General features: G+C 41.9%; 15 protein-coding genes and 4 pseudogenes. 13 read left to right on the top strand and 6 right to left on the bottom strand.

Translation table 11 applies throughout. The annotated features are described in order from the left end of the window. Positions 1 to 20: 20 nt before the first annotated feature. Positions 21 to 1,076: a Fe(3+) ABC transporter substrate-binding protein gene (locus ACQY1X_RS20400; RefSeq protein ID WP_430013445.1), complete on the bottom strand. Its 1,056-nt coding sequence runs from the start codon at positions 1,074 to 1,076 to the stop codon at positions 21 to 23. A 424-nt stretch (positions 1,077 to 1,500) separates the two neighbouring features. Here ACQY1X_RS20400 and ACQY1X_RS20395 point away from each other — a divergent pair, with 424 nt between their 5' ends. Further along, positions 1,501 to 3,411: a tetratricopeptide repeat protein gene (locus ACQY1X_RS20395; protein WP_430013444.1), complete on the top strand. Its 1,911-nt coding sequence runs from the start codon at positions 1,501 to 1,503 to the stop codon at positions 3,409 to 3,411. 401 nt (positions 3,412 to 3,812) lie between these two features. Here ACQY1X_RS20395 and ACQY1X_RS20390 read toward each other — a convergent pair. Next, positions 3,813 to 5,035 (bottom strand): ISAzo13-like element ISMae28 family transposase gene (locus ACQY1X_RS20390; protein ID WP_430013443.1). Its coding sequence is split into 2 segments (ribosomal slippage): positions 3,813 to 4,555 and positions 4,555 to 5,035, totalling 1,224 coding nucleotides; the frame shifts between segments, so codons are not numbered across the junction. 153 nt (positions 5,036 to 5,188) lie between these two features. Between ACQY1X_RS20390 and ACQY1X_RS20385 the strand changes: the two are divergent. Continuing rightward, positions 5,189 to 5,686: pseudogene (locus ACQY1X_RS20385) on the top strand (tetratricopeptide repeat protein); the annotation flags it as partial. 112 nt (positions 5,687 to 5,798) lie between these two features. On the opposite strand, the pseudogene ACQY1X_RS20380 reads toward ACQY1X_RS20385, so the two are convergent. After that, positions 5,799 to 6,003: pseudogene (locus ACQY1X_RS20380) on the bottom strand (IS30 family transposase); the annotation flags it as partial. A gap of 276 nt (positions 6,004 to 6,279) precedes the next feature. Beyond that, positions 6,280 to 7,374 (bottom strand): annotated as a pseudogene (locus ACQY1X_RS20375) (ISL3 family transposase); the annotation flags it as partial. A 571-nt stretch (positions 7,375 to 7,945) separates the two neighbouring features. On the opposite strand from ACQY1X_RS20375, the gene ACQY1X_RS20370 reads away from it, so the two are divergent. The 3 genes and pseudogenes from ACQY1X_RS20370 to ACQY1X_RS20360 all read left to right on the top strand — a co-directional run bounded on the left by ACQY1X_RS20370 (position 7,946) and on the right by ACQY1X_RS20360 (position 11,265). Beyond that, entirely contained in the window at positions 7,946 to 8,437 is a 492-nt protein-coding gene (locus ACQY1X_RS20370) for a lysozyme (protein ID WP_016514703.1), read from the top strand. A 123-nt stretch (positions 8,438 to 8,560) separates the two neighbouring features. Then, positions 8,561 to 9,895: pseudogene (locus tag ACQY1X_RS20365) on the top strand (IS4 family transposase). A 986-nt stretch (positions 9,896 to 10,881) separates the two neighbouring features. Continuing rightward, positions 10,882 to 11,265, top strand: a complete 384-nt coding sequence (locus tag ACQY1X_RS20360; protein ID WP_002735883.1) for a DUF4346 domain-containing protein — start codon at positions 10,882 to 10,884, stop codon at positions 11,263 to 11,265. A gap of 131 nt (positions 11,266 to 11,396) precedes the next feature. On the opposite strand, the gene ACQY1X_RS20355 is transcribed toward ACQY1X_RS20360, so the two are convergent. Beyond that, complete coding sequence (locus ACQY1X_RS20355) at positions 11,397 to 12,260, bottom strand: branched-chain amino acid ABC transporter permease (RefSeq protein ID WP_002747356.1); 864 nt, start codon at positions 12,258 to 12,260, stop codon at positions 11,397 to 11,399. Between the two features lie 270 nt (positions 12,261 to 12,530). Here ACQY1X_RS20355 and ACQY1X_RS20350 point away from each other — a divergent pair, with 270 nt between their 5' ends. Next, positions 12,531 to 13,040 carry a pentapeptide repeat-containing protein gene (locus ACQY1X_RS20350; RefSeq protein WP_430013442.1) on the top strand — a complete coding sequence of 170 codons (510 nt, stop codon included), beginning with the start codon at positions 12,531 to 12,533 and terminating at the stop codon, positions 13,038 to 13,040. Next, a complete protein-coding gene (locus ACQY1X_RS20345; RefSeq protein WP_430013441.1) occupies positions 13,037 to 14,164 on the top strand; it encodes a 5-(carboxyamino)imidazole ribonucleotide synthase in 1,128 nt (375 codons plus the stop codon). The genes ACQY1X_RS20350 and ACQY1X_RS20345 overlap by 4 nt, the downstream gene beginning before the upstream one ends. 329 nt (positions 14,165 to 14,493) lie before the next feature. Here ACQY1X_RS20345 and ACQY1X_RS20340 read toward each other — a convergent pair whose 3' ends face one another. Further along, a complete protein-coding gene (locus tag ACQY1X_RS20340; protein WP_430015065.1) occupies positions 14,494 to 15,432 on the bottom strand; it encodes an SGNH/GDSL hydrolase family protein in 939 nt (312 codons plus the stop codon). Positions 15,433 to 15,510: 78 nt separating this feature from the next. On the opposite strand from ACQY1X_RS20340, the gene ACQY1X_RS20335 reads away from it, so the two are divergent. The 6 genes from ACQY1X_RS20335 to alaS all read left to right on the top strand — a co-directional run bounded on the left by ACQY1X_RS20335 (position 15,511) and on the right by alaS (position 23,654). Beyond that, positions 15,511 to 15,645 carry a hypothetical protein gene (locus ACQY1X_RS20335; protein WP_002736350.1) on the top strand — a complete coding sequence of 45 codons (135 nt, stop codon included), beginning with the start codon at positions 15,511 to 15,513 and terminating at the stop codon, positions 15,643 to 15,645. A 384-nt stretch (positions 15,646 to 16,029) separates the two neighbouring features. Further along, positions 16,030 to 18,021: a DICT sensory domain-containing protein gene (locus ACQY1X_RS20330; protein ID WP_271938616.1), complete on the top strand. Its 1,992-nt coding sequence runs from the start codon at positions 16,030 to 16,032 to the stop codon at positions 18,019 to 18,021. A gap of 162 nt (positions 18,022 to 18,183) precedes the next feature. After that, positions 18,184 to 19,389 carry an argininosuccinate synthase gene (locus tag ACQY1X_RS20325; RefSeq protein ID WP_002736083.1) on the top strand — a complete coding sequence of 402 codons (1,206 nt, stop codon included), beginning with the start codon at positions 18,184 to 18,186 and terminating at the stop codon, positions 19,387 to 19,389. A gap of 469 nt (positions 19,390 to 19,858) precedes the next feature. Beyond that, entirely contained in the window at positions 19,859 to 20,107 is a 249-nt protein-coding gene (locus ACQY1X_RS20320) for an Rpn family recombination-promoting nuclease/putative transposase (protein ID WP_430015064.1), read from the top strand. Further along, entirely contained in the window at positions 20,104 to 20,958 is an 855-nt protein-coding gene (locus ACQY1X_RS20315; RefSeq protein WP_430015063.1) for a flagellar assembly protein H, read from the top strand. The genes ACQY1X_RS20320 and ACQY1X_RS20315 overlap by 4 nt, the downstream gene beginning before the upstream one ends. Positions 20,959 to 21,029: 71 nt before the next feature. Beyond that, positions 21,030 to 23,654 (top strand): alanine--tRNA ligase, encoded by a 2,625-nt coding sequence (gene alaS / locus ACQY1X_RS20310; RefSeq protein ID WP_430015062.1) that lies wholly within the window; start codon positions 21,030 to 21,032, stop codon positions 23,652 to 23,654. Positions 23,655 to 23,685 lie beyond the last annotated feature (31 nt).

Below are 23,685 nucleotides of genomic sequence, written 5' to 3'. Positions count from 1 at the left end.
GATAACTGATAACTGATAACTTATTTCCAACCAGCGCGATTCATTACCTGTACTGCTTTGGCTAAATTAGGACCATAATTAGCCACACTAACTGTATCTTCCTTCCCGCGTCCGAGTTTTGCCAGAACAGGGTCTAAAGCAACTCCTCGAACGACGGGATATTCTTGATTACCCTTAGCAAAAAAGTTCTGTGCTTCATTGCTAGAAAGATACTCTAAAAATTTAATGGCCGATTCTCGATTGGGGGCGGTTTTAATTAAACCACCACCGCTAATATTAACGTGAGCGCCGCGCCCTGTTTGGTCGGGGAAAATTACGCCTACTTGGTCATAAATTGCCCGTTTAGCGGGGTCTTTTTCTTCGGCATACCCAGCTAAGTAATAGGTGTTAGCTAGGGCTAAATCGGCAATTCCTGCGGCTACAGCTTCGATTTGTGCCTTATCATTGCCCTGGGGTGAACGGGCAAAATTAGCCACTAATCCTCGACACCATTTTTCTGCGGCTGCTTCCCCTTGGATGTCGATTAACCAAGCGGTAAAAGATTGACTATAGATGTTACTAGATGACCGAGTGACGACTTTTCCTTTCCATTTGGGATTGGTTAAATCCCCATAGGAATCGATTTCTCTGGGGTTAACTCTGTCTTTGTTATACATGATTACCCGCAAGCGTTTACTAAACCCAAACCAGTGACCTTTGGGGTGACGCAAATTAGCGGGAATTCTTTGGGTGAGAATGCGGGAATTGACCGGGGCAAAAATTCCCTGTTGGTCGGCCCGCCATAATCTCCCGGCATCTACCGTCAGGAGTATATCAGCAGGACTATTGCGGCCTTCGCTTTTGATCCGTTCGATTAATGGGTCTGCTTCCCCTTCGACAAGGTTAATTTTTATTCCCGTTTGTCGGGTGAAGTTGTCATACAATCGTCGGTCGGTGTTGTAGTGACGGGAGGAATAGAGGTTTAATTGTTTAGTTTGGGCGGAAACTTCGTTTATTTTCCCTAATTGACCCACTGCTACTGCTAAGGTGGCTGTTCCCGCGCCTAGAAAGACTCTCCGAGTTATTTTATCGTTCATTGCTCGATTCTTGGCAAAGTTGTCTTTTCCTATTGTACAGCTATTGAGAATAATTCTTATCTATATGAGAAATTACTTGTCGGGCTAGGGCGGTAGATGGGGCAAAATCAAGGCAAAATCAGGGTTTTTTGCTTTGATAGGGCTAATAAATCCTCGAATCTATCGCTAGTTAAGTTCAATAAGCTTAAGATGTTACCTTAAGCTCGATCGAGGGTATTGTGGAATGAGAGCAACGGCTCTTCTCAAATTTGTGTGATAATTTTTGCTTATGTAAGGTTAAATGCTTACTGGTCAGGACTTTTAGGACTATTTTGAAAGAAGAAACTATCAGTATAGACCTCGTTTCCACACAGAAACCAGAAGAGCCGAGCAACGAGAGTGAAAGATAATGATCAACAGCGATCACTAACAAGCGATCGAGCTAATGTTAGCATCGGGAGACTATAATCAGTTATTGTTATTTTGTCAGCAAGTGCTGGCGGTTCATCCGGAAGTGACTGATTATTATCCCTATCTGGGATTAGCTTATCTGCTGCTAGAGCAGCAAGCAACAGCGCAAGAAATTTGGTTATTTTGGCTGTTACAATCAGAGTCCAGTCAGGATTTAATTGTGCTGCTCAAAAAAGAGATAATTAGAAATCTTGATTGCTGGCAGTTTGGCCAAGCTAAATTAATCTATCTTCAGTGGCTAGAATTAGAGGAAATAGAAGGGGATGAAGAGATAGAAAATTATGCCCTGACTGCGATAAACTCCTGTCTTCAAGAGGTGCAAGAGGCAATTAATCGGCGAGAATATACTTTAGCTGAGGACTTTTACTTAAGAATTTTATCTTGGCGTGAACAATTAGCTTACATCTGGCACGATTTAGGATATTTATACTATATAATTAACCGACTAACAGAATCTTTTAACTGTTTGGCACGAGCCATCAACTTAGAGGAAAATCAAGCCTTATATCATTATACCATGGCCATGGTGCTAGAAAAACAATCACGTTCAGATACAGCTTTATCAGCTTATCAAAAAGCGATTGATCTCAAGGCTAATTTTGTCGATGCTTATAATAAACTGGGCAATTTATTTTATCGATTAGGGCAGCTAGAGTCAGCCGAAAAATTCTATCAGCAGGGAATTAATAACCAGGCAGATTTTTATCCTTTTTATATCAATTTAGGCAATGTCTATTTAGTTAAACAAGCTTGGACAGAAGCAAAAAATGCTTATAAAACTGCCCAACAACTGGCAGGAGATAGACGAGAAATTAGTCAAAATCTCTCCCTTTGGGAAAACCTGCAAGCTGACCAAAAAAGAGCGAATCTTTATTCAGGTGATTATTTTTATCAAAGAAAAATCTATCAATTAGCATTAAACTATTATCAAAAATTATTAGCAATTAAAATAGAGGACAGCAATTTTTATTTAAATTGCGCCCATTGCTATCTCATTCTCAAAGGAGAAAAACAGGCTTTAGAAGTGTATAAAAAAGGAATTGCCTATCATCCAGAAAATATTGATTTACATTTGCGCCTAATTTGGTTACTACAAAATAATTATCCGATCGAGGTGGCAATTCAAGCAACTAAATCGGCTTTAGAGTATCTTCCCGATCGCCTATCCCTGAAGTTAGAATTAATGCGGTTAATGCCGATAGTTTACACAACTCAAGCAGATATTATGCTATATCGAGCAAACTACGAGAAACGGTTAGATAATATCTTGTCCAATCTTGATTTAACCACTAATAATCAACAACAGGAGGCGTGGAAAAGTATTGGATTAAGAACTAATTTTTATCTTCAATATCAAGCGGAAAATGATTTAGAACTACAAAAAAAATATGGAGAATTAGTTTATAAAATTGCCTCGGTTAACTTTCCCAATTGGGTAAAAAACCTAACCATGCCTACGGGAAAAATTCGCCTTGGCTATATTTCTGCTCACCTGCGTCATCACACAGTAGCGAAACTCTTTCAAGGATGGTTGCAGTGGCGAAATCGAGAGCAATTTGAAATTTACTGTTATGGAATAGATATTAATAACACCTGCGATAATTTTACAAGAGAATATCAAGAGCAAAGTGATTATTTTTATCAGTTTGATAATTTAGTTAATATGGAAAAAATTGCTCAAAATATTTTAGATAATCAGTTACATATTCTCGTTTATTTAGATATTGGTATGGATGCTCGTACTACCCAACTAGCAGGATTGCGTTTAGCTCCAGTACAATGTGTAACTTGGGGACATCCAATCACCTCAGGATTACCAACCATTGATTATTTTATCTCCAGTGAATTAATGGAACCCACGGAGGGAGATAATCACTACAGTTAAAAATTAATTCGCTTATCCAATTTAGGTATTGCCTATGCTAAACCCTCGCTTCCTCCCCAGAGAAAAACTCGTTTAGAGATGGGATTAGCCGAGGATAAAATCATCTACTTAAACTGTCAAAGTTTATTTAAATATCTGCCAGAAAATGACGATATTTTTCCTAGAATTGCCCGACAAGGGACTTCCAGAGAATAAAATACCCAACAAAAAAATAGAAAAGTGTTTTTTTGAAAAAGTAATTATTTTTGTCTAGGAAAACAAAGAGTCTCCCATTACAACCTATTTTTCCGAAAAAAAAATAGCAGCATAAACTTTTATACTTCCGAGCTTTTTCGAGTATAACAAGGACAAGTTAAAGAATCAAATACAGTTTTTAGCTAACCATCTTAGTTAACTACAAACTAGGTCTTATCATAATAAATATCAATAAACCATTGCCCCAAATCGGGAAAGTCTTGATTCGTTGATTCTGTGAGACGTTCGATTTTTTCTTCGATTTTTTCCATGGCTTTTTTAGTAAGCTTTACTCCTTTTTCGTAAGTTTCAGTAATCAACTTAACAATCGGGTGTTTTCCTTTCCAAGTCATAGTTTGGGCGAATTTCAAAGCTGTTTCGATTTCATCTAAAATACTCCCATTCCAATGGTTTTCTAACACAGCCCAGGTTCGTTCAATAGGATTATATTTACTATGGTAGGGGGGATAGTAAGCTAAACGTATATTAACTTGATATTTTTGGGAAAACTCAACTATACGTTTCATAAACTGAGTTCGTCTCGAATTATTTTCTGATCCATTATCTTGATTAATTATCAAAGTTTTAATTTTCTCAAAACGAGATTTTTCAGATTCCCAGAAATCCTCTAATATATCAACAATAAAGTTACTGGTGACTGTGGAGGTAGTGAAATACAAAAACAACTCATCAAATTCTGGAATAAATATTCCGTAAGGGGTTAGGGTTGTTTTCGGATTAAAATCATGATCGTTTGTTTCGACAGTTATTCTATTTTTACCTCCTCGATCAAACAGTCCAATATTAACACGGGCTTTGGCATCTAAACTAAGACGTAACATCGTAGGGTCTTCATCCGCTTCCCGATTAATGTTAGCTAATTCCTCAAAGATTGCCTCGGTTTCTGGAATTTTTTTTGAGGTAAAACTTTAGCGACTCTTTTCAGACGATAACCTAAGTTATTTAATTTAACCCGAATAGTTTCCTCGCTCGGTAAATCCTCATCACTGTACCCATATTTAGAGATTAATTGCTTTCGGACTTCGGCCGCACTCAGTCTCACATAAAGCCTTTGGCTTTTAAAACTTGGGTCAGTTTGGCTTTGAGAATCCACTAAATTTTTGATGTTTTCCAATAGAAAAGGTAAATGTTCTTCTGCTTTTTTCCGCCCCTTAGCTGAATGATTATCAACACAAATAATGCCTCTTTTTAGTTCTTTAATTCCTTTACGAATAGTAGTTCGATTCCAGCCTAACTCCTGTGCAGCAAGGGTTTGTCCCCCATAGCCTAATTCTAAGACTGTTTGCGCCATGAATCTTCTTTTAGCTGCACCTTTTAATTGAAGTGCAGTTTCACTGAGCAATTTCTTGAGGGAATCAGTTAATTCCATATATTCTTAAAAAGAAAAACTTGATTAATAATGTACAGGATTAATTCTACTACAAAATTGGAAGGAGGGGGCAACCATCGATCCCTACCTCCCACACTCCGAGAATGATTATTATTCTTGAGAATGAATAGTTTATTTTTTGGAAGTCCCTAAGTTCCCCACAGCCACTTTATTTTTATCTGTCATCGTAGCGAATTTGTGACCCATTGCTTTCAGTCGAGATTAAGTCAAGCTTTTAATAGGTATGGACTCAATTGGCAAAATTACGGGGTAATGATGCCACAATTAGAACAAAATGATTATTTTCAGCTTAACTTATTAGCAGACATCTATTTAGATAACTTAAGTTGGTCGGGAGGAAATACCACCCTCGAAGCAATTGCCTGTCAGCTTCCAGTTGTTACCTGTCCGGGGGAATTTATGCGCGGACGACATTCCTATGCTATCTTGAAAAAATTAGGCATAACCGAGACAATTGCTACCGATAAAAATCACTATATTGAAATTGCTATCCGTTTAGGTTTAGATAATCAATGGCGACAAACAATCAAAGATTATACTAAAATGAATATCGATACAGTATTTAACGATCGAACCTCCGTAGAAAGTCTAGAAAGATTTTATCAATCTGTAGTAGGAGAAGGTAAATAAAACTTTAGGGTTACATAGGGTTTGCGGCAAAAAGTTTGTTGGGGTGTGGGGTATGGGGAAGAGAACCACATAAAGTTCATTTTGTCAAGGATTTAAGATACTCTTACCCTGTGTTTAATCCTCTTTCCCAAGAATGATAAGGAGTAGTAAAATAAAAATCTGCTCCTAGTTTCTGACTCAACTCTTGATGTCCACAAAATTCTTTGACCTTGTCACAAGGGTCGGTTTTTCTTTTGTCAGGGGGAATCTCTTGGAAAAGTTTTTCGGTGACAAGGGTTGATGTCCGATGCGGTTTTGTTCTTGGCCAATGCTGCCACGCTCCGGAATCGCGCCACGCTTATTTTTCGCTCCGCTTCGACTCTTTCTTTTTCCTCGTCTGGCCCTATAGGTATTCTTGATGCTCTCGGCTCTTCGGTTTGTGTTATGCAATGGACGGGGGTTATAAGGGATGGAACACTTATATAGAAAGGCATTTAGCGATTTTTGTCAATTATTTTCGATCTAGAGCGAACTAATCAATTAAGTCTTTTACCAGATAAGGATTTAGTCGATTTATGCCCCCCTATCAAACCATACCAAGTAACGAAGAGCCTCGTTGTCCTTCGCTCGAAATAACTAATTATTTCTCCAAACCAGTTTCGGATTGTTTGACAACTCTTAGTAAAAACACTGGAGGATTTTGCCAACCATTCCGAGATGGATAGCATTCCCTCTGTCGGATTCTCTGAGGTTTCATAAATCTTTCTAAATTCTTCCTTTAATTCCTGCATCTTTTTCAAATTTGGGAATTTTTCTTTGATAGCTTCTAGTTTGATTTTTTGAGTTTCCGTTAAATCTTCTTCATTTTTTAACAGACTATATTTACTTCGCTTTAAAACTTCTAGCTTTGCTTCTTTTTCCGTTTTCTGTTTTTTATTTTTCTGCGCTTCTACGGCTCTTTTTTCCGCTCTTCTCTGTTCGTCTAACTCTTGATTAATTTGTTTCATTACATGAAATCTATCGGCGACTACCTCGGCCGATGGCATCAATTCTTTCACCAAATTTTTATAGGGCAACCAAAAATCTATGCTGACTTCTTCAATTTGCTCTAACACCTCTTTTCCCCAGCCTGTCAGCGTTTTCCTCAATTCTTCTTGTGTTCGCTTCTCTAGAATAGCTATTAGTTTTCCCGTATCTAAATTTACTAAAACTGCACAGTAATTTTTTTGCCCTTTGACTAGAGCGATTTCATCAATTCCTAGTCTTTTTAATTCCGATAGGTCTGGCTCTGTAATTTCTTCGGCGATGTCCTCTATCATTCTTTGAATCTCTTCTTCCGTTACGTCATTTCTTCGGCTAACATTTAAAATATCTCCTTCTTTTAATTGTTCGAGTATATTCTCGGCTAGTCTTTTCGTATAGGTTCGTTTCTTGGCGACAAAATCTAACTCTTCGCTAAAGGGTTTCTGACAATTACCGCACTTAAATTGACGACGATTAACTTGTAGGTACACTGGTTGACCTGAGATTGGTAAATCTTTGACTAAATGTCGATGATTTTGGTGGAGTTTATCGCTCTCTAACCCACAACGAGGACAGATTGCTTTTTGATTTTTCGATTCGACTGGTCAAACTATACCGATATTTTCTAGGTGTCGATAGCCTTGAATACAGGTTCCTTGTAGGTTCAAAAATTTGTCAAGTATCATAAGTAAAATAATCTCGTTTTTGGCAATTATATCAAATCTTAACTCAATTGTCTATCTTTTGGCATTAACCTGTTTGTGCCTTAAGTCCTTCCCTGTATGAATTTCAGCTACTTTTGAGCTTAGGTACTCTCATCGAATTTTATTTTAAGTTAATTATTTGCATAACAATTCCCGAAGAGCCAGGGTTAATTGGCCCTGACAACGAATTGTACGAAAAAGAGTGATCGCCGATCGCGTAGGGTGCGCCCCACGCACCCACGCACCTTTTACTTTTTCAAAACACTTTAATCTAAATTGTGATGCGTTACGCTAACACATCCGGCTCTTCGTTACTTGGTATGGTTCGATAGGGGGGCATAAATCGACTAAATCCTTATCTGGTAAAAGACTTAATTGATTAGTTCGCTCTAGATCGAAAATAATTAACAAAAATCGCTAAATGCCTTTCTATATAAGGGTTCCATCCCTTATAACCCCCGTCCATTGCATAACACAAACCAAAGAGCCACACATCCTACCGTTACTAACAATCTCAAATCATTTTCTCCATCAATAAACAGGAGCAAAAGCCATGAAAATTAGCCAAAAAGGAATCGATCTCATTAAACACTTTGAAGGGGTAAAACTCAACGCTTACCAAGATACTGTTGGAGTATGGACAATTGGTTATGGCCATACCAAAGGTGTTCACGCAGGAATGACAATTACCGGATCAGAAGCCGAAAATCTTCTCGAACAAGACCTAGAAACCTTTGAAGCTGGAGTATCCAATCTGGTCAAAGTCCCCATTAACCAGGATCAATATGACGCATTAGTTTCGTTTGCCTTTAACTTAGGATTAGGAACTCTTGCAGGCTCTACCCTACTCCATAAACTTAACCTCAAGGATTATCAGGGTGCGGCAGAAGAATTTGGCAAATGGGTTCACGCAGGACACCAAGTTTTACCCGGTCTGGTTAGCCGTCGTAAAGCAGAAGAAGGGTTAGGGACTTGCGCTTTGATAATGTACCTTTTGGGCGAACGCAGTTCGCCCCTACATTGTGGACAAAATCCGTTACTGTAGGGGCGCAAGGCTTGCCATTGGTGTCAACTTAAGCAAGAAGCTTAATTATAAAAGGTAGCTGATTATCCAAGAGGAAGGAAGTAAAAAATGGTAAAATAGGGTGGGGAAGTCAGAGTTGGGTCAGTGAAAAAGCGCTCTAAGCAACGACCGAGAAAACAGGGGGTTCCAGATTTGCGGCGACCACATCAATGCCCAAGCCCAGAAATCCCACAAGTAATAGAAGAACTTAAAAAATATCTAGAGCCAAGATTATTTACGCCGCTAAAATATATGCGAGGAAATCATGAAAAAATCATGAGAGATAGATTATTAACCTTACCCGTGGTGGTCGCCTTATTGGTAAGCTTAGTCTATTGCCAGATAGCGGGATCAAGTGAAGCTGTAAGAGTCTGAAAAGAGGAAGGATTACTCTGGGTAGAACCTCTAAAAGTAAGTAAGCAAGCTGTATCCAAAAGATTGATGAGCTTACCTACGGAAATCTTTGTATTGCTGCTGAGAAATATTTTAGAAAAAAGAAAAGAAATGTCAGGTAAAATTAGCATAGCTGAGAAATGGCAAAAGGTGAGAGAAAAATTCAGTGTTATTTGGATAGCCGATGGCTCAACCCTAGAGCAGCTGAGGAAAAGCCTGAAAGCTTCCGAGAAGGAATCTGGGAAATTGGCTGGAAGAATAATGATGATTGTTGAGGCATTTACGCAAGTACCTGTGACAGTATGGTATCAGAAAAATGAGAGATGTAACGATAAAGTATGGGCAGAACAATTAATAAATGAGCTACCTACATCAGGCTTGCTAGTCGTTGACCTAGGCTTTTTTAGTTTTCCGTGGTTTGACCAATTTACTAAGGAAGGAAAATATTTTCTTACCCGCATGAGGGGGAAAACATCTTACAAAATAAAGCAAGTTTTGTCCGCAGGAAAACTTTACCGAGATGAGATTATTACCCTCGGTCAGTATCGCTCTAATCCTTGCCATTCGACCGTCAGATTAGTCTCAGTTCTTTGGGGAAATACTTGGTATGATTATTTGACAAACGTGCTTGATTCTCAACAACTATCCGCTGAGGAAGTTTGTGATTTGTATAGAAGAAGATGGCAGATAGAAGAAGCTTTTCTCTTAACTAAGCGACTCTTAGGACTGGCCTATTTATGGGTTGGACACACTAACGGCGTACAAATCCAAATTCTCACTACCTTGATTTTCTATACTGTTCTCACTCAGATAGTTCAAGATGTGGCTGTCGCTCTCCATCAGCCGCAAGAAAAAATTTCTGTCGAGATGGTTTTTAGAAGCCTTTACTATGTAGCGAAGGCTTTCTCTCGGGGCGAAAACCCAGATGTAATCAGCTATTTAGCCGAACGCGCTCAACTTTTTGGACTGATTAAAGCTGAACGTCAGCGACATCGAGAGAAAGAGGCTCTCCATCGACAAATATGGGAACCTCTTCCCTTAAGTTGACACCAATGAATGCTTGCTTGCGCCCCTACAGTAACGGATTTTGTCCACAATGTAGGGGCGAACTGCGTTCGCCCAAAAGGTACATTATCAAAGCGCAAGTCCCTTAGCTGTCACCTTGATGGTGGTAGCTTTTTCTTTTTTTAGCCAATACAGCGCTTCTGTTCCCCCCTGAAAGGTTACGGTTATACCATTTCTCTAAATGAAAACTACACATCGAATTTAAATCCCCCTTTAAGTTCCCCTTTTTAAGGGGGATTTAGGGGGATTAAACTTCTGTAGTCAGACTTTGGAGAATTGGTATTAGGGGGTAATCCCGCCCTCCAGACGCTAAAATCCTATGATCTTGGCCATGAATTACTGTTAATTGGGCGATATTATCTGTCTCAAAATTTCTTGCTTCAGGGGGTTGGTTCGGTGGCGTTTCCGGGCAGTGCTATTCGTCTCGCAGCAGACAATCATACTAGCCCTTGGGTTACTCTACAAGTGTCCCTGTTTATGTTTTTCTGAGTTTATCCTCCTGTTGCCAGAGGAGAGGACAAGGATGATGGCTCTTCTGGTTTATGTGTGGAAACGAAGCCTATACTGATAGTTTCTTCGGCAAAATAGTCGTAAAAGTCCTTCTCAGTCAACATTTCACGATTCCATAAGCAAAAATTATCACACAAAGTCGAGAAGAGCCGGATGATGGTATGTGATATAATTTGCTCTTGCTTTCAACTACATATTTAGGGCTTGCTGAATAATGGTAAAACCCTTTTAAAATAAGGCTTTTGACCTGTTAAAATCCGATGTTAGTGCAAGAATATAGGATTGGGACATTCAAAAACCTTGCATTATTCTTCTTGTAGTACATAGACTGGTACAAAAAAAGAAGGGCAACAAAGCCTGAAACGACCGGCTACTGACTCCTGACGACCGGCTACTGACTCCTAGCCCCACCAACAAACTTTTTCAGCAAACCCTATTTAAGTGATTTTGTCAAGAAAATGAGCGAATTAAAATCCCAAATCACCGCTATTGATCATCAACTTTCCAAACGCCCGATCGCTCTCGATCCCGCAGGATATTTTATTATTTATCTCGACCGAGAAGCAGGGTTAATCTGTGCCAAACATTACAGCAATATTATCAACGAAAAAGGTTTAGCCGTCGATCCAGAAACGGGAAAAGTTATCGGTGTTAGGCAAAAACTTGATCGCAATCCTGAGTCTATTTACACCGCGAGAACCGCCAAAGAATTAGCCGTCAAAGTGATCGAAGAAACCCAACCTTGTCCTATTACTATGTTCGATCATGCTGCTTATTTAGGTCGAGAATTCACCCGCGCTGAATACGCTTTAATCACCGGGGAAGAATATATTCAGGATTAAAGATTGGGCTTTTCAGTGTTGCCAAAGGCACGGCGTAGCCGTCCAGTAAACAGTAAACAGGGATAAAGATGAAGATAAATAAATAACTTAAAACTTACATCTGATAACTGATAACTGATAACTGATAACTGTTAAACCGTGCCTTTAAATAAACCTTGGGGACGGAATAATAACAGCAAGATCATAATTAATAAAGCCACGGCTAATTTATAATCAGAACCAATTAAGGGAACACTAATTTCTTGAGCAACACCAATAATTAAAGCTCCAGCAATCGCTCCGTAGGGATTACCAATACCACCTAAAATAACGGCCGCAAACATTGGTAAGATTAAAAACCAGCCCATATTGGGACGTACTCCCCCGGTAATTAACCCGAACATCCCTCCAGCTAAAGCAGTTAAAACTCCGGTAATTATCCATGTCCAGAAGACAACCCATTCGACGTTAATTCCAGTTACTCTAGCTAAATCGTTGCTGTCAGCTACGGCACGCATCGCCTTACCGATCTTAGTTTTTTGTAATAAAAAATGGAGGGCAATAATAACTATAATTGCCAAACCAATAACTAACAAGCGATCGAAAGCTACTTTAATACCAAAAATTTCCGTAGCGGTCATCACAGGCAGATCGTAGCGTTGATTACTGCCGCCCCAGATCATTAAAATACCATTGCGAAGAAATAAAGCCAAACCGATCGAAATAATAATTAAAGTGGTAGAGTCAGCCCGTCGATCGCGCATAGGTTTCCATAATAATCTCTCGGCAATGAGCATGGCAATAGCTGTCACCGCTGCCCCCACCGGCATCGCTAACCAGAGATTAATCCCTTGAGCATTTACCAGCCAAGTTATGTAAGCACCTAAAGTCATAAAATCGCCGTGGGCAAAATTAGACAGACGCAAAATGCCACAGGTAAGGGTTAAACCGACAGCAGCCAGAGCAATAATACTACCGACGGCTAAACCATTAAATAAAAGTTGTGGTGTATCCATTAAACCTCTTGTATAAATCAGAAATTGTCCTTAGAAATAGGAGTCAGGAGAGAGAAAACTAATTAACTTTTGTCTTTTACTTTATTTAACTGAAAGCTGAGGGCCTGTGGCTTAAATATTTTTGTTTAGACCAAATTGCATGACAGTATAAGCTCAGACAGCTATTATAAAGGTTTGTGTGCCGGCAATTTCTGGCGGCCAGCGGAAAGCTGACGGCTGATGGCTTACTGCTATAAAATCAAGAATGCCCAATGATGGAATTTGCCGCCAATGAAGACTATCTTTCGATTAGCGATCGCTTTTTTTGCAACACTATTTATCCTATCTCCTGTCAATGCCTTAGCTGCCAGTTCTGCTGCTGTCACAGGAGCCAATGCCAGTTATGAAAACCAGAATCTGACAGGAAAGGATTTTTCGGGACAAAATTTGCAATCTGCCCAATTTACTAACGTTAATCTGCAAGATTCTAACTTTAGCTCTGCCGATTTGCGCGGGGCAGTGTTTAACGGAGCCTCTATCATCGAAGGCAACTTTCATGGAGCGGACTTAACCAATGGGTTAGCCTATCTGAGTACCTTTAAAAATTCCGATTTAAGCGATGCCATTTTTGCCGAAGCGATCATGCTGCGCACCATTTTCGAGGGAGTCAATATCAACGGTGCTGATTTTAGTTTTGCCGTGCTTGACGCTCAACAAATCAAAAATCTCTGTGAAAGAGCCGAGGGTGTCAACTCAAAAACCGGCATCTCTACCCCGGAATCTTTAGGATGTGATCAATGATGCAAACAAGGGTTGGTGTTATTGGTGGTGGACAATTAGCATGGATGATGGCACAGGAAGCCAAGAAATTAGGCATTTCTCTAATTGTACAAACACCACACCCCGACGATCCCGCCGTTGCTTTAGCTGACGGGGTTGTCTTTGCGGAAATAGCTGACGTGGAAGGCACAAAAAAACTAGCTCAACACTGTGATCTGATCACGTTTGAAAATGAGTTTGTTAATTTAGATGCCCTAGAAGAATTAGCGGCCACAGGAGTTAAATTCTATCCTAGTTTGGCAAATCTGCGCCCCCTATTGGATAAATACGAGCAAAGATGTTATTTACGCTCTCTAGGGTTGCCTGTGCCTGATTTTTGGGCGATAGATAATTTATCCCAACTAGAAAATTATCCTTTTCCGCTAGTGCTGAAAGCACGACGACACGGTTATGATGGTCAGGGAACCTTTATTATCCGCACTCCTGAAGAATTAAACGCCAAAAAGCCGCAATTAGAGCGTCTTGACTTGATGTTAGAAGCTTATATTCCCTACGAGCGCGAATTAGCCATCGTTGCCGCTAGGGGATTAACCGGGGAAATCGTCACCTATCCCGTGGTGGAAACCTATCAAGAGGAGCAAGTCTGTCACTGGGTAATCGCTCCCGCCGCTCTTAACCAATCTTTACAGGCTCAAACCGAACCTATCGCCCATCATCTGTTAAGTAGTTTGTCGGCGGTGGGTGTTTTCGGGATCGAGTTATTTGTCACTCCGCAGGGGGAGGTATTGATTAATGAAATCGCTCCCCGTACCCATAATTCGGGTCATTACAGCCTTTCTGCCTGTCTTACCTCCCAATTTTCCCTACAACTGCAAGCAGTGGCTAATTTGCCCCTCGGAGCCACGGATTTAAAATCTGCCGGGGCAGTCATGGTTAATCTATTGGGTTTTGAGGATAGTGACGGTGATTATGGCGAAAAAAGAGCAGTTTTAGCGGCAATTCCAGACGCTCACGTTTTTTGGTACGGTAAAAAATCCCGTCCCGGTCGAAAATTAGGCCATGTCACCCTCTTAAGGGATACAAGCGATCGCTCTGAGTTATTGGACCTAGCAAAACAGATAGAAAAGCTTTGGTATGGTTGTTAGGGAAGTGGGGTGTATTTTCAGTGAACAGTAAACAGTGAACCGATAACTGATAACTGATAACTGATAAGTAGCTGGTTAAGTACCTAAGCAAAATTAATTACACATATCTAACCCCGCTCTTGCCTTTTGCCTTTTGCCTCTTGCCTATCTTCACTAGGAAATTAATTTTGCACGACTACTTATAATTATATTAAAAATGTATTTGAGGTTCGATCCCCCCTGCCCCCCTTGATAAGGGGGGTGCCGATAGGCGGGGGGATCTGAAAGTTTTTAATACCTACCTACTTAACTGATAACTGATAACTGATAACTGATTCAGTAAACCCTAATTAAAAGACCTTTTTGATTGCCTCGGTCAGTTTTTGACTGATTAACTCGTTACCGTCTCGACTAAGATGAATATTATCGATATAGAGGGAATCAGGATTAGAATGTGCTTGAAAAATGGGCAGAAAATCTAGATAAAAAATCTGCTGGTTGCTGGTGAAATTCGCTAGTCTTTGACGGGCTTTTAATTCATAATCTCGCCCCTGTTTTTGAGCTTCGCGAATGAGGGGAGTAATAGCGATAATTAAACGGGATTGATTAGCCTGAGCAAGGGCTTGAATTTGGGCAAGAGCGGTTAAATTATTACCCACTCGATCGCCTCCTTCTTGCACCGGTGGTAGGGGAGGATAACGCTTAAAATATCGATCGTATAATTCGATTAAAGCTAAAGCCGGCCGGCGAGCGGGATAATTAATTTCTCGTCCCACCACCGCCGAACTAGGAGCTAAAGCGAACAGATCATCGGTGTTCATTAATAACACAATCACCTGAGATTCAAAGGTGCCGAAACGTCGCAGATAGGCCAATTGATTGCGCGGTCCCCACGAATTAGCCGAAGCATTGAGAACTTGCACCGAACCTGTCAGATTCTGTCCTAAACTTTTGGTGATTAAAGCAGAAATGGTCTCTTTTTGATCTGTCCACCAGGAGCCATTAGCGATCGAATCACCGATTAACATTATTCTCGTCGTCTCTGGGGGCCTTTGGGGTGTAATCGGATCGCTCCGCATCGAATACTGATTAACGGCGATAAAATTGGAAAACCGGCGCGTTTGTTGATTAGGAGCCAAAAGATAGCCAATTTCGGCATCGGCTTTGTAAATAAGCGGATTACCGAACCCGAAGACAATTCTTAAAATAGCCTCAAGGAGAAGGCCAAGAAGGAAAAGAACGCCTAGAATGATTAAAGACAGCCGAATGATACCAATTTCTAATAACACGGATAGATGAGAGTTCGCTAATTTATGATCCGAAAGTGTCTCATACCTTATCCATCTCATGAAAAGGAGTTAAAAGCAATGTCAGACTTAAATCGTGGCATCATGAAATTCGAGGGAGCCGATAAACCGGCAGTAGTGGCGATATCGTCGATTATCGTTATCGGTAGTATTATTGCTCTGATCCTTTGGGCAATGAAAGTCGCCTACATCTAGTTAGGGTTTGCGGCAAAAAGTTTCTCGTGGGGGCAGGGTGTGGGGTGTGGGGTGTGGGGTTTTACCGATTTTGAGGTAGTCAGTTACCTAATTTTCAGGGAAAAAGTACCTGAATTTTCCCCCCGATCTCCGCAACGGCTGGCACTTTTTGATTTCTCAAAAGTCTAAAAGTCTGACCCAACAAGGTTTTTAGATTTATTCAGCAACCTCTAGTTAACTAGAATAATTTCCCTCACTTTTTGGCATCACTCGGTTTAAATTTCTTGCGATCACGACACGATCTCACCTCTTGTCCCCTTGAGCCTGTAGGATAGGGTCAAGGGAGAAATTGCTAGTTCCCTCTATTGCGCTTGCTAGTCACACTCGACTCGAAACAGATCATCGATGAGCAGATCAACTTCTGTTTTAACAGAACTGTTGCAGTTACTCCCCCAATGGCGATCGCAGATGTACTTCAAAGCATCCCTGACCGCGCTATCCCACGCCATGGAGGATCAGGTTTTAGCGGAAGACGATCAACCGTTAGTGATTGCCAGTTTTCAGCGTGAGCGCTTTTATCGTCAAGAGGCCCATCGCTACCGACGCATTGCCCACAAAAGCGGGCAAGTTTATGTTTTGTCAGCCCCAGAAACCGATTTTAAGCATAGTTCCGACGTTTGCGAGACGATCGCTTTTCAACCGGACGACAGTTTAGCCCAAGAATGGCATCTAGTGGTTATCAGTCGCCATTATGCTAGTTGTTTAATCTGTCGGGAGCGAACCCATCTGGTAGCCGAAGGGGAAAATAGGGCAGCTATGGATAATAATCGCCGTTTTGAGGGGATTTGGACGAGTGATCGCCATGTGAGTCAACAGGCCGCCCAAATTCTCTTAAATCATATTCTCGATTATCGTCCCGAACTGGCGGACAAAATTAGGCGCGCTCAAGAAGAATACCTAATCTGTGAACTGACGGATAGGGATCATCAAGAGGAACCGGATCCCTTTGTCCAGCGATTGGTCACTTATTTGCAAGCGGGACAGTATAAACTGCTGAAAGCCAATCGTTCCCTGGCATCGAAAGAACACAAAGAAAGACTGATCAACTCGGTGACAGCGGCGATCCGTCGTTCCCTCGATCCGGAAGATATCCTCCAGGTGGCAGTGCGGAAATTGGGGGAGGGATTGGGAGTCTGTCGCTGCGTGGTCTATCGTTGTAAGGAAGCCGACATTAACGCCACCATCGAACACGAATTTTTAAACTCCGGCATTAGTTCCATCAAAGGACAAAAATGGCCTCTGAAAAATAATCCTCTTTTTCAGGAAGCGCTGGAATTGAGAGAATCCCTGAAAATTGAAGACGCTATTCACGATCCCCGTCTCCCCGGGGATTCCATTCAAAATCTGGTGCGGGAATGTTCCATCTATTCCTGGTTATTAGTACCGATTTTTTACCAAAGTCGTCTCTTGGGAATGTTGGAACTGCATCACTGTGGACCCTATACCACCACTTGGAAAAGCGAGGATGTCGCCCTGGTGGACGCGGTGGCCACTCAAATCGGAGTCGCCCTCATTCAAGCAGAAGCCTACGCTAATTTACAGGATTTAAATGAACAATTAGCCGCCCTCGATCGCACTCGTTCTAATTTAGTCGCCATTACCGGCCACGAATTACGCACCCCCCTGTCCACCATTCAAGTCTGTCTAGAAAGTTTGGCCTCGGAACCGGATATGCCGGCGGAAATGCGCCAAATTATGCTTGATACTGCCCTGAAAGATGCGGAACGAATGCGTAAATTAATCCAAGATTTTTTAACTCTTTCCAGGTTAGAAAGTGGCCGGGTTAATTGGAATCCTGAAGCTTTATCCTTATCGGAATGTGTAGAATTAGCCATCAGTCACGTTCACTCCCGCAATCTCGACAACGAAAATCCAAAAATTAGCAATCTTGTCCCCCCTAATCTGCCCTTTGTTTTAGCCGATGGCGAGTGGTTAGTGGAATTACTCTCCAAACTTCTCGATAATGCCTGTAAGTTTACCGGACGGGAGGGAAATGTCTCGATCGAAGTCGCTTTGGGAAAACCAAAAACTCTAGAAGTGACGATTTCTGACACCGGACGCGGGATCGAACCCAATCTTTTAGAACAGGTTTTCGATCGTTTTTACCAAGAGGAGGGGGCCCTGCGACGCAGTGCTGGGGGAACCGGTTTAGGACTGGCTATCTGTCGTCAGATCGTTAATGGTTGGGGCGGCGAAATTTGGGCAGAATCGAGGGGCAAAAATAACGGCAGTCAGTTTCATTTTACTATTCCAATATTTAAAGATAAAACTAACGATAATCCCCCAAATACCGCTCCGAAAAAATCCCCCCGTCGTGCTGCCAGTAAACGTAAATAGCGGCCGGTTGCCCGTTTAGTTTTGGCTCTTTGCTCGTGACTTCCTATTCCTTTTCTTCATTAAAAACTAAACAAAAAAGCATTAAAAAAGAAACATCCAATCCCCAAGATATATAATAAACTTAAAAGAGTAATCAATTAGTCGTTTGTAGGTGAAAAAATTATGGGACGCGCCAAGAGAGTGGTTTTAGCTTATTCCGGAGGAGTCGATACTTCCGTCTGTATTCCCTATCTCAAACAGGAATGGGGAGTAGAAGAAGTGATTACCCTAGCCGCCGATTTAGGACAGGGAGACGAATTAGGACCAATTCAAGAAAAAGCTCTGCGCTGCGGAGCGATCGAATCCTTAGTGGTCAATGCTCAGGAAGAATTCGTCAAAGAATACGCTTTTCCCTCAATTCAAGCTAATGCTCTCTACGAAAATCGTTATCCCCTTTCTACCGCCCTGGCTCGTCCTTTAATCGCTAAATTATTAGTAGAGGCCGCCGAGAAATACGGGGCCGATGCCGTCGCTCACGGTTGCACTGGCAAAGGTAACGATCAAGTGCGTTTTGATGTGGGCATTATGACCCTTAATCCTAGTTTAAAAGTTCTCGCTCCCGCCCGGGAATGGGGCATGAGCCGGGAAGAAACCATCGCCTACGGGGAAAAATTCGGGATCGAGTCCCCTGTGAAAAAATCCTCGCCTTTTAGTATCGATCGTAACCTGTTGGGGCGCAGTATTGAAGCCGGTCCCTTGGAAGATCCGATGACGGAACCCCCGGAAGAAATCTATCTAATGACCAAAGCGATCGCCGATACTCCCAACGAGCCGGAATACGTCGATATTGGTTTTAATCAGGGTATTCCTGTCAGTTTAAACGGAGAAAATCTCGATTCTGTCACGCTAATTAGTCAATTAAATGACCTAGTGGGTAAACACGGTGTTGGTCGTTTAGATATGATCGAAAACCGGGTAGTGGGAATTAAATCGCGAGAAATTTACGAGGCCCCGGCTTTATTAGTTTTAATTGATGCTCACCGGGACTTAGAAAGTTTAACTTTAACTGGAGATGTTACCCAATATAAACGGGGAATTGAAGATACCTACGGACAGTTAATTTATAAAGGATTGTGGTACAGTCCCTTAAAGGAAGCGATCGATGCTTTTATCCTCAAAACCCAAGAACAGGTAACGGGATCGGTGCGAGTGAAACTGTTTAAAGGTAACGCTAAAGTGGTCGGTCGTCAGTCAGTCAATTCTATCTATTCTCCCGATTTAGCTACCTACGGAGCCGAGGATCAATTTGATCATAAAGCGGCCGAAGGTTTCATCTATGTTTGGGGATTACCCAGCAAAGTTTGGGCCGAAAAAACTAGAGGGAAGTAATCAACAATCCTCTGCTAATACCGTTAATAATTATTATTGTAGGAGCGAAGGCAATTCGTCCCTACAATAATATACATCTTGCATAATTTTTTTATGGTATAATGGAAATCTTGGTTCTCCGGTTTGTGTTATGCAATGGACTGGGGTTATAAGGGATGGAACCCTTATGTAGAAAGGCATTTGGCGATTTTTGTCAATTGTTTTTTATCTAGAGCGAACTCATCAATTAAGTCTCTTGCCAGAGAAGGATTTAGTCAATTTATGCCCCCCTATCGAACCATAACAAGTAACGAAGAGCCGAAATTTTTACCTTTTTTAGCGTTTGAGATGCTCTCACCCCGATGTACCAATTAACTAATTTTCCCAAAAAAATTAGTTAACCCAGCATTATAACATATAATTAATTTGCAAGAGTTCTAATGCTTTCTGGGAAAATGTCCTGGAATTATTGATTAGTTGGCGGGTTAGTATGGAAATAAATAACATCCTAGAAACTGAAGATAGAGAGGTGTTTATGACTTTATCTCAAACCTATCAGGAATGGAGGGAAGCAACTAAACAGGAGGGACGACGGGAAGGACGACAGGAAGGACGACAGGAAGGAAAACTGGAATCTATTCCCCGTTTACTTGCTCTGGGTTTAAGTGTGGAACAAATCGCTCAAGCTTTGGATTTAGACTTAGAACAAGTCCGACAAGCTATTCAAGAAACTTCATGAAACCCCATGATCAATTTGCCAAAAATTACCTTGAACAATTACTTTCTCCCCTGGGAACCGTCGAAATCAGCAAAGAAGTCAGCGATGAAACCCGACAGATAGATGTATTTTTTTCCCCCAATCCCGAACCCAACCCCGATTATCTGGGATTATTAGGCAGAATTGTCCTTAATACTGTCTTAATTGAACCCTATCGCAATCCTCCCAATCGGAGCGAGATTCGTAATTGTTTAGCGAAACTTTTGACGATTTTAGCCGAACTGCAAAGACAAGCTAAACGGGAAAATCAGAGCTACAATGAAGAGAATGCCCCTCGTTTGTGGATTTTATCCCCTTCCGCTGGTATCACTGTTTTAGAAGGATTTGGGGCAAAAATAGACCCAGATTGGCCAGAAGGAGTGTATTTTCTTCCCTTGCTTTATCGCACGGCAATTATCGCTATTAATCAATTGCCTGTGACTGCTGAGACTCTTTGGTTAAGATTATTAGGACGGGGAAAAACTCAAGACCAAGCGGTGCGAGAATTGTTAGAATTACCTCAAGGTAATGCTTTCCGGGAAAATGTGCTGGAATTATTGATTAGTTGGCGGGTTAGTATGGAAATAAATAACATCCTGGAAACTGAGGATAGAGAGGTGTTTATGACCTTATCTCAAACCTATCAGGAATGGAAGGAAGCAACTAAACAGGAGGGACGACAGCAAGGAAAACTGGAAGGAAAACTAGAAGGAAAACTAGAAGGAAAACTGGAATCTATTCCCCGTTTGCTGGCTTTGGGTTTAAGTGTGGAACAAATCGCTCAAGCTTTGGATTTAGACTTAGAGCAGGTCCGACAAGCGGCGCGAGAGTAAAGGTGGAGAGTTAAAACGCAAAAATGCCACAATGGATAAAATAGGCATTTTCTGACTAACTGACATCTTCTATGAGTAACCACCTAAGCGGAAGCGAGATTCGCCAGCGATTTTTAGACTTTTTTGCGGCCAGAAACCATAAAATTCTCCCTAGTGCCTCTCTAGTACCAGAAGACCCCACCGTTTTGCTGACTATTGCGGGAATGCTCCCTTTTAAACCGATTTTCTTAGGGCAAAAGACCCCAGAATTTCCCCGCGCTACCACTTCTCAAAAATGTATTCGCACCAACGATATCGAAAATGTCGGCCGGACTGCTAGACATCATACTTTTTTTGAGATGTTGGGCAATTTTAGCTTTGGTGATTATTTTAAAGAACAAGCGATCGCCTGGGCCTGGGAATTGTCCACAGAAGTTTTTAACCTTCCCCCCGAAAGATTAGTCGTTAGTGTCTTTAAAGAGGATGAGGAAGCTTTCGCTATCTGGCGCGATAAAATCGGTATTCCTGCCCATCGTATCCAAAAAATGGGCGAAGCGGATAACTTTTGGGTATCGGGTCCCACGGGTCCCTGTGGTCCCTGTTCGGAAATTTACTACGATTTTCACCCGGAATTAGGGGATAAAACCATCGATTTAGAGGATGATAGCCGTTTTATCGAGTTTTATAACCTCGTCTTCATGCAGTATAACCGCGACGCGGATGGCAATCTGACACCCCTAGCGAATAAAAACATCGATACGGGGATGGGTTTGGAACGGATGGCGCAAATCCTGCAAAAAGTCGCCAATAACTACGAAACTGACCTAATTTTCCCGATTGTCGCCGAAGCGGCCCGGTTAGCAGCGATAGACTACCAGAAAGCGGACGAAAAAACGAAAGTTTCCCTAAAAGTCATCGGCGATCATGTGCGTTCAGTAGTACACATGATAGCGGATGGTATCTCAGCATCGAATACTGACAGAGGTTACGTCCTGCGTCGTCTGATTCGGAGAGTAGTACGACACGGGCGTTTGATCGGTATTGAAGGTCAATTTATCACCAAAGTGGCGGAAGTTGCGATCGCTCTTTCCGAGTCCGTCTATGGCAATGTTCGGGAACGAGAAACGGTGATCAAGGCAGAATTAGAGCGAGAGGAAGCGAGATTTTTAGAAACCCTAGAAAGAGGCGAGAAACTGCTCGAATCGATTCTAGAAAAAGAAAAAAGCCAGATTTCGGGAGTCGATGCTTTTACCCTTTATGATACCTATGGCTTCCCCCTGGAACTGACTCAAGAAATCGCTGAGGAGCAGGGTTTAAGCGTCGATACGGCGGGTTTCGAGCAGGAAATGAAAAAACAGCAGCAAAGATCAAAAGCCGCCCACGAAACCATAGATTTAACGGTACAGGGCAGTTTAGATAAGCTGGCAGAACATATTCACCCGACGGAATTTCTCGGTTATACAGATTTGCAAGCAACCGCAACAGTAACGGCGGTTTTAGTCGCTGGTAAAACGGTGGAATCGGCCGCATCAGGCACTGAGGTGCAGATAGTTCTCGATAAAACCCCTTTTTATGCCGAATCGGGTGGACAAATCGGTGACAAGGGTTATTTAACTGGCGATAATCTGCTTATCCGCGTTGAGGATGTGCAGAAAGAATCGGGGATTTTTATCCATTTTGGTCGGATTGAGCGGGGAATTGTCACCACCGGCGATACAATTAATGCTCAGATTGATCGCTCCTGTCGTCGTCGCGCTCAAGCTAATCATACCGCCACCCATCTGCTACAATCGGCCCTGAAAAAGCTTGTCGATGGGGGGATTTCCCAAGCGGGTTCCCTCGTCAGTTTTGAGCGCCTCCGTTTTGATTTTAACTGTCCTCGTCCCCTGACTAACTCTGAATTGCAACAGGTGGAAGAACAGATTAACACTTGGATTGCCGAAGCGCATGACACCCAGATAGCGGTGATGGGATTGGAAGAAGCGAAGCAAAAGGGAGCTATTGCTATGTTTGGCGAGAAATACGGCTCAGAAGTGCGAGTTATCGATATTCCTAGCGTTTCTATGGAATTATGCGGGGGAACTCACGTTAAAAATACCGCCGAGATCGGTTTATTTAAAATCATCTCCGAGACGGGAATCGCCGCAGGAATTCGTCGCATCGAAGCGGTGGCCGGCCCTGCCGTGTTAGCCTATTTGAATGAACGGGATCAGGTGGTACGGGATTTGTGCGATCGCTTTAAGGTCAAACCTCTGGAAATTCCCGATCGCATTACGGCCCTACAATCAGAGTTAAAGGGGACACAAAAGCAGTTAGAAGCGGTTAAACAGGAGTTGGCACTAAATAAATCAGATGCTTTGCTATCTCAAGCTGAATCTATCGGCGAATTTAAGCTATTAGTCGCTTCTTTGGGTGATATTGATGCTAATGCTTTGATGGCTGCAGCCGAAAGACTACAGCAAAAATTAGGGGAAGGGGCAGTGATTTTGGCCTCGACTCCCGCAGCTGATAAAGTGAGTTTAGTGGCCGCTTTTAGTCCCCGGGTGATTAAAGATAAGGGTTTACAAGCGGGTAAATTTATCGGTGCGATCGCTAAAATCTGCGCCGGTGGTGGTGGTGGTCGTCCCAATTTAGCTCAAGCTGGGGGACGGGATGCTAGTAAGTTAAGCGAAGCTTTAGCTAAGGCCAAAAGTCAGTTAACTAGCAGTTTACAATAGTTGCTAAGGTGGGCATTTTGTCCACCTTTAA

This window comes from Microcystis protocystis FBCC-A270 (assembly GCF_050500235.1).
GTDB classification, from domain to species: domain Bacteria; phylum Cyanobacteriota; class Cyanobacteriia; order Cyanobacteriales; family Microcystaceae; genus Microcystis; species Microcystis ichthyoblabe_A.
The sequence above is the reverse complement of the archived record's forward strand: the minus strand, read 5'-3'. Positions and strand labels throughout refer to the sequence as shown.